The organism is Pseudomonas sp. KT_2_4 (genome assembly GCF_041410225.1).
GTDB lineage: Bacteria > Pseudomonadota > Gammaproteobacteria > Pseudomonadales > Pseudomonadaceae > Aquipseudomonas > Aquipseudomonas paracarnis.
On record NZ_CP166962.1, the window covers coordinates 5,799,253 to 5,813,001 of the forward strand.

Sequence of the window (13,749 nt, forward strand, 5' to 3'; positions counted from 1 at the left end):
GCATGACGGTGATTGTCGCACAGCCTCCGTGCAGAATAATCGCGATCAAGCCTTCTGCATCCACGCATTTATGCGGACAATCGAACCTTTGATCGATGGAGCCCGGAATGAAAGCCCGCTGGGATATTTTTTGCAGTGTCGTCGACAACTACGGCGACATCGGCGTGACCTGGCGCCTGGCCCGGCAGTTGGTGGTGGAGCATGGCTGTGACGTGCGCTTGTGGGTCGATGACCTGCGCGCCTTCGAACGCATGTGCCCGGACATTGATGTGCAGGTGGGCCAGCAATGGCAAGAGGGCGTCCAAGTGCGCCACTGGCCGGCCGAATGGCCAGGCGCACACCCGGCGGATGTGGTGATTGCTGCGTTCGCGTGCCAGCTACCGCCCGAGTACATGGACCGCATGGCCGAGTGTGAACGTGCGCCGTTGTGGATGAACCTGGATTACCTCAGCGCTGAAGACTGGGTGGTGGGCTGCCATCGCTTGCCTTCGGTGAAGTACAAGGGCGTGCAGAAGTACTTTTTCTTCCCCGGGTTTCGCCCTGGTACTGGCGGCCTGTTGCGCGAAGCCGGCTTGTTGGAGCGACGCCGGGCGTTTCAGCAGGACGCGGCCGCGCAACAACGGTTCCTGCAAAGCCTGGGCGTTGCTCCGACGGCCGGCGCGCGTTTGATGTCGCTGTTTGCCTATGAGAATGACGGGTTGGCCGGCTGGCTGGACGTATTGGCGGCCGATGGACGGGGGACGCACTTGCTGGTGCCGGAAGGGCGCATTCTGGGGGACGTGCAACGCTGGCTGGGGGTGAACAGCTTGTCGGCGGGAGACATCCAAGTACGTGGTGCGCTGACCGTACAGGTCATTGCATTCGTACGTCAGGAGCAATATGACCGATTGCTATGGTGCTGCGAATTTAACGCCGTACGTGGCGAAGACTCGTTCGTGCGTGCCCAGTGGGCGGGGAGGCCATTGCTGTGGCACATCTACCGCCAGGACGAAGACATCCACCTGGACAAGCTCGATGCCTTCCTGGAACTGTACACAGCCGCACTTTCACCGGCCGCCAAAGCTGCCGTCGTCACGCTCTGGCAAGCCTGGAACGCTGATGGCGATATGGCACAGTCCTGGAAAATGCTGCTGGAACATTGGCCCGAGGTCAGCCAGCACGCGCAGAACTGGTGTCTGGAACAAGGCTTGCAGGCCGATCTTGCGACGGCGCTGGTACAGTTTTATGAAAGTTGGATATGATACGCCACCTTGATTTTTGTCAATCCCATCCAAATTTCGGATATACGCAATGAAAACTGGTAAAGAACTGAAACCCGGTACAGTGATCCGTCTCGAAAACGACCCTTGGCTGGTTCAGAAAGCTGAGTTCACCAAGTCTGGTCGTAACAGCGCAATCATGAAGACCAAGCTGAAGAACCTGCTGACCGGTTACAAGACCGAAATCGTCTACAGCGCCGATGACAAACTGGACGACGTGATCCTCGACCGCAAAGAAGCGACCCTGTCCTTCATCAGCGGCGACACCTACACGTTCATGGACACCACTGACTACACCATGTACGAGCTGAACGCTGAAGATATCGAAGCCGTTCTGCCGTTCATTGAAGAAGGCATGGAAGACGTCTGCGAAGCTATCTTCTTCGAAGAGCGCCTGGTTTCCGTAGAGCTGCCGACGACCATCGTGCGTAAGGTTGCTTACACCGAAGGCTCCGCTCGCGGCGACACTTCCGGCAAGGTGATGAAGCCTGCCAAACTGAGCAACGGTACCGAACTGCAAGTGGCCGATTTCATCGAAATCGACGACCTGATCGAGATCGACACCCGTGAAGGTGGTTCGTACAAAGGCCGCGCCAAGAAGTAATTCTGGCCCCGGCTATACGAAAAAAGCCCGACCTTGAGTCGGGCTTTTTCATGGGCGTCTGTTTTTCAGACCGTTACATGCAAGCGCACCTCAACGTTGCCACGGGTGGCATTGGAGTACGGGCACACTTGGTGCGCAGCGTCGACCAGGCTTTGCGCCTCATCTTGGGCCAGGCCCGGCAGGCTGATATGCAGGTCGATATCCAGGCCGAAGCCGCCCGGGATCTGGCCGATGCCCACGTGGGCGGTGATCGAGGCGTCATCCGGGATTTTGCGTTTGGTCTGGCTGGCCACGAACTTCAGTGCGCCGATAAAGCAAGCGGAGTAGCCGGCAGCAAACAATTGCTCTGGGTTAGTGGCCTGGCCACCGGCGCCACCCAACTCCTTTGGAGTCGACAGTTTGACGTCGAGAATATTGTCGCTGGAAACGGCGCGACCATCACGGCCGCCAGTGGCGGTGGCTACTGCGGTATAGAGCGTTTGCATGGGGCGTTCCTCTGTGTGGTTAGCGCTAAACATTTGTGCGCTAAGTAGTTGGTGAGGTGAATGTATAACGCTAATGTTTAGTGCGCAAGTTAATTTTTCAGCGTTGAAGAATTTAAGGGTGTCGCAGAACAAAAAGTGGGAGCTGGCTTGCCTGCGATGACGGTGTATCAGTCACTGCATGGTTGACTGATGAATCGCAATCGCAGGCAAGCCAGCTCCCACTTTTGAGTATGTTTAGTGCTGGGGCCTAGCGTGTCAGATGCTGGTTTGCAGATTGGCGCGCAACGCGATCAGGTCGCCTTGCAGATTGCGCAATTGCTCCAGCGCCATCCCGCTGGCGCCCAGGATGCATTGCGGAACATCCTTGGCCTTCTCCTGCAAGGCGCGCCCGGCGTCGGTCAGTTTCACCACCACCACCCGCTCGTCTTCGCGGCTGCGCGTGCGGCTGAGCAGGCCCTCGGCTTCCAGGCGCTTGAGCAGTGGCGTCATGGAGCCTGGGTCCGTCAGCAGGCGGCTGCTGATTTCACTGACGGTCAACTCATCCTCTTCCCACAGCACCATCATGGCCAGGTACTGCGGGTAGGTCAGGCCGATGGCCTGGAGCAGGGGCTTATAGACCTTGGTCATTAGCAGTGAGGTGGAGTGCAGGGCGAAGCACAGCTGGTTGTCCAGCAACAGCGATTCGCAAGGATCAGGGTTTTTGCTCATGGTGGCGTCTCGAAAAAGCATGTCTGGGCTGGAATCTAGCGGGCAAATCTTTAATGCGCCAGGTAATTCTTGCCGTAGGCGTCAGACCAAGCCACTTTGCAATGCCAGATCCCAGGGCGGCACCGGGCTGAAACGGGATTTGAGGTATTCAAGCAACAATCGGCTGCGTGCATTGGGCTGTTGCTCCAGGCGCAGCGCATAAATGCCTGCGGTTTCCGGACTGGGCAAACCGTCTTCACAAAACAGCGGCAACAATTCGCCGCGCACCAGGTATTCACTGGCCAACCAGGTCGGCAAGTGAGCGATGCCCAGCCCGGCCAGTGCGCCCGAGAGCAGGGCTTCGGCGTTGTTGGCACTCATGCGGATGCGTCGCGGGCGATAGGTGGTGCGGCGCCCGTCCAGTTCGAAGCGCCAGGCGAACATTGGCGCCAGCCCGTCCCAGTCCAGGCCGTCATGTTCGCTCAGCTCTCGAGGATGGGCCGGCGTGCCACGGCTTTTCAGGTACGCGGGGCTGGCACAGGCGATACGCACGATACTCGCCAGCGGCGTAGCGACCAGTCGGGTGTCGACAATATGCCCTGCGCGCAGAACCAGGTCGACCTTGCCCAGATGCGCGCCCTGCATATCGACAAAGCTGTCGATCAAGTGCAGGTGCACGTCCAGGCCTGGATACAGGCTCAAAAAGTCCGCAATGACAGGCGCCAGGTGCCGGCGGCCGAATGCTGCGGGCGCATCGACCCGGATCAACCCCTCCGGCGCATGGCTCAGCGAGACCGCCTCTGCCCGTGCCAGCTGCAACTCGCTGACAATCCGTCGCGCCCGCTCGGCAAAGGCCAGGCCTGCGGAGGTGGGCACCACCGCATGGGTGCTGCGTTGGAACAGGCGGCTACCCACGGAGCTTTCCAGGCTGTCGATGCGCCGGGCCACGGCTGAAGGTGTCAGCGGATGGAGGCGCGCGGCGGCGGAAAAACTGCCGGCTTCCATTACGTCGAGAAACAGGCTCAGCTGGTCGGTCAGGGTGTTGGGGTTCATAGCTCAACGCTTATGCGAGATTGGCACAGCCATTGTGCGTTGCTGTGCGTTTCCGCGCCAGGGTCGACTGCGTAGCATGCCAAGCATGAAATTGCGGAGTACCGAGCGGTGTGGGATTTAGTGATGTACTTGGCATTGGGTGCGGCGTTGGGCACTGTAGGTGGGCTGTTTGGCATTGGTGGTGGGCTGATTGCCATCCCGGTGCTGGGCGTGTTGTTCGGCCTGGATCAGCAGATTGCCCAAGGTACCGCCTTGGTGATGGTCGTGCCGAATGTGATGCTCGCGCTGTGGCGCTATCATCAGCGTAACCGCATCGAGTTGCGTCACGCTTTACCCCTGGGTGTGACCGGCTTTTGCTTTGCCTGGCTGGGATCGATCTGGGCGGTGGGCCTGGATGCGGGCGCCATGCGCATCGGTTTTATTGCGTTCTTGGTGGCGTTGTCTGCCTACAACCTGCTGCGCATGTTCACTCGCAATGCGCCGCCCACCGCACAAATGCGTTATTCCTGGCCCTGGCTTGGCGTCTTGGGCGCGGCATCCGGTTCCATGGGCGGGCTGTTCGGGGTCGGCGGCGCGGTGGTCGCCACGCCGGTACTCACCAGTGTCTTCGGCACTACTCAAGTGGTCGCCCAAGGCTTGTCGTTGGCCTTGGCGTTGCCCAGCACCGGTGTGACCCTGGTCACCTATGCCTGGCACCACGAGGTGGACTGGATGATCGGCCTGCCACTGGCGGTGGGGGGCCTGCTGAGTATCAGTTGGGGCGTGAAAGTGGCGCATGCCTTGCCGGAACGTCTGTTGCGCGGCCTCTTCTGTGGCTTCTTGGTGGTGTGCGCGCTGATGCTGACCTTTAAAGTTTGAAGCCTTCGACGATGTAGTCCGCCAGGCATTCGGTGATCGGCGAGGTCATCTGCGGGTTACGCAGCAAGCGCAGGTTCATCGACGGTAAAGGCGGGAAGCCTTCGTCGCTGCCGAGCACTCGCAGGTCGTCGGTGACCAGGCTTTCCATGCTGACCATCGCCGCCAGGCCTGCACTGACCACTGCCAGGATCGCTGCTCCGTTAGAGCTGTGATAGGCCAGGCGATAATCTCGCCCGGCCGCCTCCAGTGCGGCCCGTGCCCAATGGGTGTACAGGCACTCGTCGCCGGACACCGCCAGGGGCAGGGCATCGTGCTCCTCCACACAAAAGCACGGTGATGCTGCCCACACCATGCGCTCGGTACGCAATAACTCACCCAGATCATTGCCGGGCTCGCGGCTGATTACGGTCAACGCCAGGTCCCGCCGTTGCATCAATACGGTCGATGCTTCGCAGTGCATTTCGATCTGGATCAGTGGGTAGGCTTTGGAAAATTGCTTGAGGATGCCTGGCAGAAAGCGCATCACGTAGTCATCCGGCGTGCCGATACGCACCAACCCCACCATATGCGGCTCGCGCAGGGTATTGAACACTTCGCTGTGCAATTTCAGGATGCGCCGCGCATAACCCAACAGCACCTGGCCTTCGGGCGTGAGCCGTACCTGGCGACCATCGCGCTCGAACAGTTTGCGCTGCAACACGTCTTCTTCCAGGCGCTTCATCTGCATGCTCACCGCCGATTGAGTGCGGTTGACCTGCTCGCCGGCGCGGGTGAAACCGCCCTGGTCGGCAATGGCGACGAAGGTGCGCAGCACATCAGTGTCGATGCTGGGATAGGCGGACAATTGATCAATCTCCGAGATGTAATGCATAAGAAACATTCGTTGGATTGATCATAATGCCGGGCACACACTGTCGTCATCCCCACTGGAGGGCGAGAAGATGAAAGGTCAAAAAGGTTTCATATCGACGGATAAATGGCCGTTTGCCGGGCTGTTTCACACATTCGCGCGTTGGCAGCTGTTGCATCAGGAGCGCCAGATGCTGGCGACCCTGAGCGATGACGCCCTCAAGGACATCGGGCTCAATCGCGCCGACGTCGCGCAGGAAAGCCATCGGCATTTCTGGGAAGACCCGCTGCGAAAATAAGCGCGGATGCAGTAGGGTAGGGGGCGAGCTTCTATGGAGATTGCCATGCCCGCCGACCTGTGTTTTTCACTCAAGCAAGCTCGACGCATGGCGCTGGCTGCCCAGGGATTTTCCGGGCGCCAGGCGCCTGCACAGATAAAGGCTGCGCACCTCAACCGCTTGATCGAACGCCTGGGCGTTTTACAGATCGACTCGGTCAATGCGCTGGTGCGTTCTCACTATCTGCCGGTGTTTTCCCGCCTTGGTTCTTATTCCCCGTCGATCCTTGAGCAGGCCGCCTGGAGCCAGGGGCGGCGACGCTCACTGTTCGAATACTGGGGGCATGAGGCATCGCTGCTGCCCATGGCGCTGTATCCGATGATGGGTTGGCGCATGGAGCGCGCCCGGCAAGGGCGGGGGATTTATGCGCAAATGGCACGTTTTGGCCGTGAACAGCAGGCGACGATCCAACGCGTGTTGCGCACCGTCGAACAGCAGGGCGCCTTGGGGGCGGGTAGCTTGTCGACCCGCGAGGAGCGTGCCGGACCCTGGTGGGATTGGAGTGATGAAAAGCACGCGCTGGAATGGCTGTTCGCCGCTGGCCTGGTCACGGTTGCCGGTCGTCGAGGGTTTGAGCGGCTTTATGATCTCCCCGAGCGTGTTATTCCCGCAGAGGTGCTCAGGGTCTCCATGAGTGAAGGTGAAGCGCAGCGTGGCTTGCTGTTGCACAGTGCGACTGCATTGGGTGTCGCCACCGAAAAAGACCTGCGCGATTATTTCCGCCTCGACCCCGCCGACAGCCGCAACCGCTTGGCCGAGCTGGTTGAGGATGGGCAACTGCTGGCGTGCCAGGTGCGGGGCTGGAAACAACCAGCGTATTGCCTGGCGGCGCCCAAACTGCCGCGCAACGTGCCGGCCAGTGCATTGTTGTCGCCGTTCGATTCGCTGATATGGGAGCGCAGCCGCACCGAGCGCTTGTTCGACTTTCGCTATCGCCTGGAGATCTACACGCCGCAAGAAAGACGCGTGTACGGCTATTACGTCCTGCCGTTTCTCCACAACGAACGCATTGCCGCACGCGTCGACCTGCGGGCCGAGCGTGCCCATGGGCGCCTGGCCGTGCATGCCGTGCACGAGGAAGAACCTGGGCTGGATGAGGAAGGTATGTTGGCGCTGGCCTTGAACCTGCGAAAGATGGCCGACTGGCTAGGGCTGGAACAGATCCAGCTCAATTGCCAGCGGCCCAGTGCTGCTCGGTTAAGGGCAGCGATGCCGAACCGGGATACCAACCTTTAAACCTCTATCGCGGGCAAGCCCGGCTCCCACAGAGAAACGCGTTCAAATGTGGGAGCCGGGCTTGCCCGCGATGGCGTCATCCCCGTCGCTAAAACGTCAGCGCTTTACCTGTTTCAAGGTCTCTGCAATCAGAAACGCCAACTCCAGCGATTGATCGGCATTCATCCGTGGGTCGCAATGGGTGTGATAACGGTCCGACAGGCCATCTTCGGTGATCGGCCGTGCGCCGCCGATGCATTCGGTGACGTTCTGCCCGGTCATCTCGATATGGATCCCGCCAGCATAGGTGCCTTCTGCCTGGTGCACTTGGAAGAAATCCTTCACTTCGCCAAGGATCTGCGCAAAGTCGCGGGTCTTGTAGCCGCTGCTGGCCTTGATGGTATTGCCGTGCATCGGGTCGCAGCTCCACAGCACTTGCTTGCCCTCGCGCTGCACGGCGCGGATCAGGTTGGGCAAATGGTCGCCGACCTTGCCTGCCCCCATACGGGCGATGAGGTTGAGGCGGCCAGGGTCGTTATCCGGGTTGAGGATGTCGATCAGGCGGGTCAGGTCGTCCGGGTTCATGCTAGGTCCGACTTTCACGCCGATCGGGTTGTTCACTCCGCGCAGGAACTCGACATGGGCGCCGTCCAACTGACGGGTGCGGTCGCCGATCCACAACATATGCGCCGAGCAGTCGTAGTAGTCGTTGGTCAGGCTATCGCGGCGCACGAAGGCCTGTTCGTAGTTGAGCAGCAACGCTTCGTGGGCGGTGAAGAAGCTGGTTTCGCGCAATTGCGGCGAGCTGTCCATGCCACAAGCGCGCATGAAGGCCAGGGTTTCGTCGATGCGGTCGGCCAGTTGGCTGTACTTCTCGGCGAGCGCGGAGTTGGCGATGAAATCCAGGTTCCACTTGTGCACCTGGTGCAGGTCAGCGAAACCGCCCTGGGCAAAGGCGCGCAGCAGGTTGAGGGTGGCGGTGGACTGGTGGTAGGACTGCAACAGGCGGTCCGGATCTGGCACGCGGCTTTTTTCGTCGAAGCCGATGCCGTTGACGATATCGCCCCGGTAGGCGGGGAGGGTGATGCCGTCGATGGTTTCATCGTTGGCCGAGCGTGGCTTGGCGAACTGGCCGGCCATGCGCCCGACTTTCACCACCGGGCAACCGGCAGCGAAGGTCATGACAATGGCCATCTGCAGCAGCACCTTGAAGGTGTCGCGAATCTTCGCGGCGGAAAACTCGGCAAAGCTCTCGGCGCAATCACCGCCTTGCAGCAGGAACGCACGACCTTGGGTCACTTCGGCAAATTGACGGCGCAATTCGCGGGCTTCCCCGGCAAACACCAGGGGCGGGTAGCTCGCCAGGCTCTGCTCCACTTGCAGCAAGTGTGCAGCGTCCGGGTATTGGGGTTGCTGCTGGATCGGCAGGGCTCGCCAGCTATCGGGGCTCCAGGGTTGGCTCATCATGAACTCGTTTGCGGGTGGATGTTCGGGCGTCAATGTTAGCAGCAATTAGTGCGTGACCTGTTGCTGCCGCTTGGCCGACAATCGCGCCTTTGCCGTGCAGCAGACCCTTTTAGGAGTAGTGATGAGCGAGGAGCGTGTCGAGCACCTGCTGGCCGAAGTCCATGATGAATTCGGCATGATCCGTGTGCTTGAAGTGGCTGATTACCGCTTTCTCGAATTTGGCGACGCCATCGAGCAAAGCTGTGTGTTCACTGCTGACCCGAGCTGGCTGGAGTACGACTACACCCGCGCCATGCTGATCGGCGCGTTGTGCCATGAACAGCCGGAGAGTGCATTGTTTCTCGGCCTGGGCGCGGGCACATTGACCCAGGCGTGCCTCAAGTTCCTGGCGCTGGAAGATGTCGAAGCCATTGAGCTGCGCCCTGATGTGCCGCGCCTGGCCATCGAATATCTGGGGCTGGATGACGACCCGCGCTTGTACATCCGCATTGGCGACGCGTTGCAATTGCTCGACAGTGCCGAATCGGCCGATCTGATTTTCGTCGACCTCTACACCGATGTCGGCCCGGGCGTGGGGCATCTGGCCTGGACCTTCCTGGAAAACTGTCAGAAGAAACTCAACCCCGGCGGCTGGCTGGTGATCAACCAATGGGCCACCGATGATGGCAAGCCGTTGGGGGCGGCGTTGTTGCGTGGGTTGTACCACCGGCATTACTGGGAGCTGCCGGTGAAGGAGGGCAATGTGATTCTGTTGGTGCCTTCGGAGCTGGATCAGGTGCTGGACCTGGAGGCGCTGTCAGCCCGCGCCGAAGCTTTGGCGCCGCGCTTGGGGTACTCGTTGCAGCCGTTGATCAAGGCGATTCGGCCGGCAACTTAGTTGCCAGTTCGGACGCTTTCGCGGGCAGGCCCGCTCCCACAGATTGCATTTCAACAGAGCATGCATTTCAACAGAGCATGCAATTCAACTGTGGGAGCGGGCTTGCCCGCGAAGAGGCCCTCACTGCCGACCGCTAATTCAGTTCGTTCAAATCCCCTTGAACACCCCCGGCCGCTTCTCGACCATCGCCCGAACACCCTCCTTGGCATCTTCACTGTTGAGCAGTTTATCCACCATGGGCGGCAGCGCGGCGGCTGCGACAGCCTCACCCTCCATACGCGCCAGCCGTGCCGACATCAACGTGGCCTGTACACCCAGCGGTGCCTGGCGCGCAATGCGGTTGGCCAACTCGATGGCGCGGGGCAACAGGTCTTCACTGGCCATCACTTCCTGCACCAACCCCAGGCGCAGGGCTTCATGGGCGTCGAACTCGTCGCCGGTGAGCAGCCAGCGCATTGCATTGCCCCAGCCGGCAATCTGATGAAAGCGCAATGTCGCGCCGCCAAACGGGAAGATCCCGCGTTGCACCTCCATCTGGGCAAAGCGGGTATTGCTGGCGCAGAGGTTGATATCCGCCGCCAGCATCAATTCGATACCGATCGTCAGGCAATAACCCTGGGCGGCGACGATCACCGGCTTGCTCACGCGCGGGCCTGCAAATACCCCCCACGGGTCGCACCCTCCCAGCGGCGGTTGCCAGCCACCCGCCATCACGCTGCTGACATTGGCCAGGTCCAGCCCGGCCGTGAAGTGGTCGCCATGGGCAAACACCACGGCCACCCGTGCGTCATCGTTTCGATCAAATTCGCCATAGGCCAGGCTCAGCGCATTGAGCAAATCCAGGTCGAAGGCGTTGCGCTTGGCCACACGGTCCAGGCCCAGCAATAGAACATGACCCTCAAGTGCGCGGCTGACACGGCTACTGCTGGCTTGATTCATGGGGTGTGCCCTCGGGGCGCGGGTAAGGTTTCAGACCAAAGGGTCTCAGCGGGTGGGTGAACCGTTTAAGCTCGATGACCAACAGGGCCGGGCCTTTGAAAAATAGACCCTGGCGCACGGATCTGCAAAGCGCGTGACGCAGTGCGGTTTATCGGTGCCTGGCGATAAAAAAAGCTCCCTTTTTCAGCTATTTCCGGTATAGTGCGCGCCGGCCTTTAACCGGGCCGCGTTTAGGTAGCGCAATTCCCCGAAGTCAGCTTCGGCTGCACGTCCGCACAGCGGACTCTTCCTTGACGAATCTTTTTCATTCATTCGTTTTCGCAAATCCCCGCCGACAAAGCAGCCAGGGCGACTCTTGAGTCTCAACACGGCATGCGCAGCTTTGGAGCATGGGTCTTTGCGGATGCACTTAGAGGCAGACCCATGACCCAGGAAACCGGCGGCTTCGCCGCTTTTAATCTTAACCCGAATATTCTTGCAGCCGTCGCAGCGACCGGCTACGAAGAACCTTCGGCGATTCAGCAGCAATCGATCCCGATCATCATGGCCGGTAAGGACATGATTGGCCAGGCGCAAACCGGTACCGGTAAAACCGCCGCGTTCGCCCTGCCTATTCTGCACTGCATCGATCCTGCCAAGCGCGAGCCGCAAGCCCTGATCCTGGCGCCAACCCGTGAGTTGGCGCTGCAAGTAGCAACCGCCTTTGAAACCTACGCCAAGCAAATGCCGGGTGTAACTGTTGTGGCCGTTTACGGCGGCGCGCCTATGGGCCCACAACTCAAGGCAATCCGTAATGGCGCACAGATCGTTGTCGCCACTCCGGGCCGTCTGTGCGACCACCTGCGTCGTGACGAAAAAGTCCTGTCGACCGTGAACCACCTGGTTCTGGACGAAGCTGACGAAATGTTGAAGCTGGGCTTCATGGATGACCTGGAAGTCATCTTCAAGGCGCTGCCAGCGACCCGTCAGACCGTACTGTTCTCGGCTACCCTGCCGCAGTCCATCCGTGCCATTGCCGAACGCCACCTGCGCGATCCGGAGCACGTGAAGATCCAGACCAAGACCCAGACCGTTACCGCGATCGAACAGGCTCACCTGTTGGTTCACGCTGACCAGAAGACCTCGGCTGTATTGAGCCTGCTGGAAGTCGAAGACTTCGACGCGCTGATCATGTTCGTGCGCACCAAGCAAGCGACCCTGGACCTGGCCAGCGCCCTGGAAGCCAAAGGCTACAAAGCCGCTGCGCTGAACGGTGACATTGCCCAGAACCAGCGTGAGCGCGTGATCGACTCCCTCAAGGATGGCCGTCTGGACATCGTTGTGGCGACCGACGTTGCCGCCCGTGGCCTCGACGTTCCACGTATCACCCACGTGTTCAACGTTGACATGCCTTACGATCCAGAGTCCTACGTTCACCGTATCGGCCGTACCGGCCGTGCCGGTCGCGAAGGCCGTGCATTGCTGCTGGTGACTCCACGTGAGCGTCGCATGCTGCAAGTGATCGAGCGTGTTACCGGCCAGAAAGTTGCCGAAGTCCGCCTGCCGGATGCCCAGGCCGTTCTCGATGCGCGCATCAAGAAACTGACCAACAGCCTGGCGCCACTGGTGGCTGACGCTGAATCGACCCACGGCGACCTGCTGGACCGCCTGACTGCCGATATCGGTTGCACCCCGCGTGCCCTGGCTGCAGCTCTGCTGCGCAAAGCTACCAATGGTCAGGCCCTGACCCTGGCAGCCATCGAAAAAGAACGTCCACTGGTTCCGAACAGCGCGCCACGCGGTGATCGTCCAGAGCGTTCCGGCGACCGTCCAGACCGTGGTGATCGCGAGCGTCGCGCTCCAGTGCCTTTGGCTGAAGGCCGTGCTCGTTGCCGTACCGCGCTGGGTGCGCGTGATGGTATCGCGGCCAAGAACCTGCTGGGTGCTATCCTCAACGAGGGTGGCCTGGCACGTGAAGCCATCGGTCGCATCCAGGTGCGTGACAGCTTCTCCCTGGTGGAGCTGCCGGAAGACGGCCTGGAAAAACTGCTGGCCAAGCTCAAAGACACTCGCGTTGCCGGTAAGCAGCTCAAGCTGCGTCGCTACCGCGAAGATTGATCTGCCCTTGGGCTGATTGATCGCACATAAAAAATCCCCGACTGGTTCGGGGATTTTTTTTGCCTCATGTTTTAGTCTCCGAGGCGATCAACTGTGGGAGCTGGCTTGCCTGCGATAACGGTGAGTCAGCAAGCCAGTGTGTGACTGATACACCGCTATCGCAGGCAAGCCAGCTCCCACAGATGTGGCGGTGTCAGCCAAAACGATAGATATCCATGCCAAGGGCGCCCAGAGTGAAGCCCTGATGCGCCACACTGAAATCACCCCCGGCACCCCGCGCAAAGTACAGCGGCAGCAAATGCTCATCGCTGGGATGGCTGCGCACGGCATGTGGCGCCTGGCGCCGATAGTCATGCAAGGCGGCGTCGTCATTGGTCGCCAGTTTGTCGACCACCCAGTCGCGAAACTCCCGCGCCCACGGGGTGATCGTTTCCGGCCCGGCGCGCCAATCCAGTTCGCCCAGGTTATGAGTGATGCTGCCGGAGCCGATCAACAGCACGCCCTGTTCGCGCAGGCTGGCGAGCGCATGCCCGACCCGGGTTTGCAGGGCGGGGCCCAGGCGGCTGGGCAAGGAAACTTGCACCACTGGAAGGTCTGCTGCCGGATACATCAGCGACAGCGGGACCCAGGTGCCGTGGTCGAAGGGACGTTGCTCGTCAATACGTGCAGCCAGACCGTCGGCGTGCAGCAGCTCGACGATCTCACTGGCCAGCTGTGGGTCACCCGGCGCGGGGTATTGCACCGCAAACAACTCGCGCGCAAAGCCGCCAAAGTCGTGCCAGGTTTCCGGTGCAGCACCGCCGCTGACCAGCAGTTCCGGGCTTTCCCAATGCGCCGACACCACCACAATGGCTTTGGGGCGGGGTAGCTCGGCAGCCAGGCGCTGTAGCGCGGGGCCACTGGCGCCGGGTTGCAAGGCCAGCATGGGCGAGCCGTGGGAGATAAACAGGCTGGGGAGCATGAGCGGGTCCTGAGGGTTAAGATAACGCCATCTTCAATCAGATCATTGATCTAAATCTAA

At 60.5% G+C, this 13,749-nt stretch carries 14 protein-coding genes; 7 read left to right on the forward strand and 7 right to left on the reverse strand.

Features of this window, described 5'->3' with window-relative positions; translation table 11 throughout:
• Positions 1 to 107 precede the first annotated feature (107 nt).
• The gene (gene earP, locus AB9N64_RS26775) at positions 108 to 1,241 is read left to right on the forward strand and encodes an elongation factor P maturation arginine rhamnosyltransferase EarP (protein WP_020302803.1); all 1,134 of its coding nucleotides are present in this window, start codon (positions 108 to 110) and stop codon (positions 1,239 to 1,241) included.
• Positions 1,242 to 1,290: 49 nt separating this feature from the next.
• Entirely contained in the window at positions 1,291 to 1,863 is a 573-nt protein-coding gene (locus AB9N64_RS26780; RefSeq protein WP_003172723.1) for an elongation factor P, read from the forward strand.
• A gap of 65 nt (positions 1,864 to 1,928) precedes the next feature.
• Here AB9N64_RS26780 and AB9N64_RS26785 read toward each other — a convergent pair whose 3' ends face one another.
• From AB9N64_RS26785 to AB9N64_RS26795, 3 genes are all read right to left on the reverse strand, one after another.
• The gene (locus AB9N64_RS26785) at positions 1,929 to 2,348 is read right to left on the reverse strand and encodes an organic hydroperoxide resistance protein (RefSeq protein WP_014717668.1); all 420 of its coding nucleotides are present in this window, start codon (positions 2,346 to 2,348) and stop codon (positions 1,929 to 1,931) included.
• 255 nt (positions 2,349 to 2,603) lie between these two features.
• Positions 2,604 to 3,056: a MarR family winged helix-turn-helix transcriptional regulator gene (locus AB9N64_RS26790; protein WP_032902963.1), complete on the reverse strand. Its 453-nt coding sequence runs from the start codon at positions 3,054 to 3,056 to the stop codon at positions 2,604 to 2,606.
• An 81-nt stretch (positions 3,057 to 3,137) separates the two neighbouring features.
• Positions 3,138 to 4,088: a LysR family transcriptional regulator gene (locus AB9N64_RS26795; RefSeq protein ID WP_014717670.1), complete on the reverse strand. Its 951-nt coding sequence runs from the start codon at positions 4,086 to 4,088 to the stop codon at positions 3,138 to 3,140.
• A 108-nt stretch (positions 4,089 to 4,196) separates the two neighbouring features.
• On the opposite strand from AB9N64_RS26795, the gene AB9N64_RS26800 reads away from it, so the two are divergent.
• A complete protein-coding gene (locus AB9N64_RS26800; protein ID WP_032902966.1) occupies positions 4,197 to 4,946 on the forward strand; it encodes a sulfite exporter TauE/SafE family protein in 750 nt (249 codons plus the stop codon).
• Here AB9N64_RS26800 and AB9N64_RS26805 read toward each other — a convergent pair.
• A complete protein-coding gene (locus AB9N64_RS26805) occupies positions 4,936 to 5,817 on the reverse strand; it encodes a LysR family transcriptional regulator (protein WP_014717672.1) in 882 nt (293 codons plus the stop codon). The genes AB9N64_RS26800 and AB9N64_RS26805 overlap by 11 nt on opposite strands.
• Positions 5,818 to 5,887: 70 nt before the next feature.
• On the opposite strand from AB9N64_RS26805, the gene AB9N64_RS26810 reads away from it, so the two are divergent.
• Together AB9N64_RS26810 and AB9N64_RS26815 are read left to right on the forward strand one after the other, a co-directional pair.
• Positions 5,888 to 6,094 carry a DUF1127 domain-containing protein gene (locus tag AB9N64_RS26810; protein WP_014717673.1) on the forward strand — a complete coding sequence of 69 codons (207 nt, stop codon included), beginning with the start codon at positions 5,888 to 5,890 and terminating at the stop codon, positions 6,092 to 6,094.
• Between the two features lie 45 nt (positions 6,095 to 6,139).
• A complete protein-coding gene (locus AB9N64_RS26815; RefSeq protein WP_019820345.1) occupies positions 6,140 to 7,369 on the forward strand; it encodes a winged helix-turn-helix domain-containing protein in 1,230 nt (409 codons plus the stop codon).
• Positions 7,370 to 7,465: 96 nt separating this feature from the next.
• Here the strand turns inward: AB9N64_RS26815 and AB9N64_RS26820 are convergent, their stop codons facing one another.
• A complete protein-coding gene (locus AB9N64_RS26820) occupies positions 7,466 to 8,812 on the reverse strand; it encodes a class II 3-deoxy-7-phosphoheptulonate synthase (protein ID WP_019820346.1) in 1,347 nt (448 codons plus the stop codon).
• Between the two features lie 124 nt (positions 8,813 to 8,936).
• Between AB9N64_RS26820 and AB9N64_RS26825 the strand changes: the two genes are divergently transcribed.
• Complete coding sequence (locus tag AB9N64_RS26825) at positions 8,937 to 9,692, forward strand: spermidine synthase (RefSeq protein ID WP_014717675.1); 756 nt, start codon at positions 8,937 to 8,939, stop codon at positions 9,690 to 9,692.
• Between the two features lie 147 nt (positions 9,693 to 9,839).
• Here the strand turns inward: AB9N64_RS26825 and AB9N64_RS26830 are convergent, their stop codons facing one another.
• On the reverse strand, positions 9,840 to 10,631 hold the full coding sequence (locus AB9N64_RS26830; protein ID WP_014717676.1) for a crotonase/enoyl-CoA hydratase family protein: 792 nt from the start codon (positions 10,629 to 10,631) through the stop codon (positions 9,840 to 9,842).
• A gap of 423 nt (positions 10,632 to 11,054) precedes the next feature.
• On the opposite strand from AB9N64_RS26830, the gene AB9N64_RS26835 reads away from it, so the two are divergent.
• On the forward strand, positions 11,055 to 12,728 hold the full coding sequence (locus tag AB9N64_RS26835; RefSeq protein WP_014717677.1) for a DEAD/DEAH box helicase: 1,674 nt from the start codon (positions 11,055 to 11,057) through the stop codon (positions 12,726 to 12,728).
• 193 nt (positions 12,729 to 12,921) lie between these two features.
• Here AB9N64_RS26835 and AB9N64_RS26840 read toward each other — a convergent pair whose 3' ends face one another.
• On the reverse strand, positions 12,922 to 13,689 hold the full coding sequence (locus AB9N64_RS26840; protein WP_032902968.1) for a class III extradiol ring-cleavage dioxygenase: 768 nt from the start codon (positions 13,687 to 13,689) through the stop codon (positions 12,922 to 12,924).
• Between the last annotated feature and the right edge of the window lie 60 nt (positions 13,690 to 13,749).

Coding starts and splice junctions, on each gene's coding strand:
- earP (WP_020302803.1), top strand. CDS start 108: ATGAAAGCCCGCTGGGATATTTTTTGCAGTGTCGTCGACAACTACGGC.
- AB9N64_RS26780 (WP_003172723.1), top strand. CDS start 1,291: ATGAAAACTGGTAAAGAACTGAAACCCGGTACAGTGATCCGTCTCGAA.
- AB9N64_RS26785 (WP_014717668.1), bottom strand. CDS start 2,348: ATGCAAACGCTCTATACCGCAGTAGCCACCGCCACTGGCGGCCGTGAT.
- AB9N64_RS26790 (WP_032902963.1), bottom strand. CDS start 3,056: ATGAGCAAAAACCCTGATCCTTGCGAATCGCTGTTGCTGGACAACCAG.
- AB9N64_RS26795 (WP_014717670.1), bottom strand. CDS start 4,088: ATGAACCCCAACACCCTGACCGACCAGCTGAGCCTGTTTCTCGACGTA.
- AB9N64_RS26805 (WP_014717672.1), bottom strand. CDS start 5,817: ATGCATTACATCTCGGAGATTGATCAATTGTCCGCCTATCCCAGCATC.
- AB9N64_RS26810 (WP_014717673.1), top strand. CDS start 5,888: ATGAAAGGTCAAAAAGGTTTCATATCGACGGATAAATGGCCGTTTGCC.
- AB9N64_RS26815 (WP_019820345.1), top strand. CDS start 6,140: ATGCCCGCCGACCTGTGTTTTTCACTCAAGCAAGCTCGACGCATGGCG.
- AB9N64_RS26820 (WP_019820346.1), bottom strand. CDS start 8,812: ATGAGCCAACCCTGGAGCCCCGATAGCTGGCGAGCCCTGCCGATCCAG.
- AB9N64_RS26825 (WP_014717675.1), top strand. CDS start 8,937: ATGAGCGAGGAGCGTGTCGAGCACCTGCTGGCCGAAGTCCATGATGAA.
- AB9N64_RS26830 (WP_014717676.1), bottom strand. CDS start 10,631: ATGAATCAAGCCAGCAGTAGCCGTGTCAGCCGCGCACTTGAGGGTCAT.
- AB9N64_RS26835 (WP_014717677.1), top strand. CDS start 11,055: ATGACCCAGGAAACCGGCGGCTTCGCCGCTTTTAATCTTAACCCGAAT.
- AB9N64_RS26840 (WP_032902968.1), bottom strand. CDS start 13,689: ATGCTCCCCAGCCTGTTTATCTCCCACGGCTCGCCCATGCTGGCCTTG.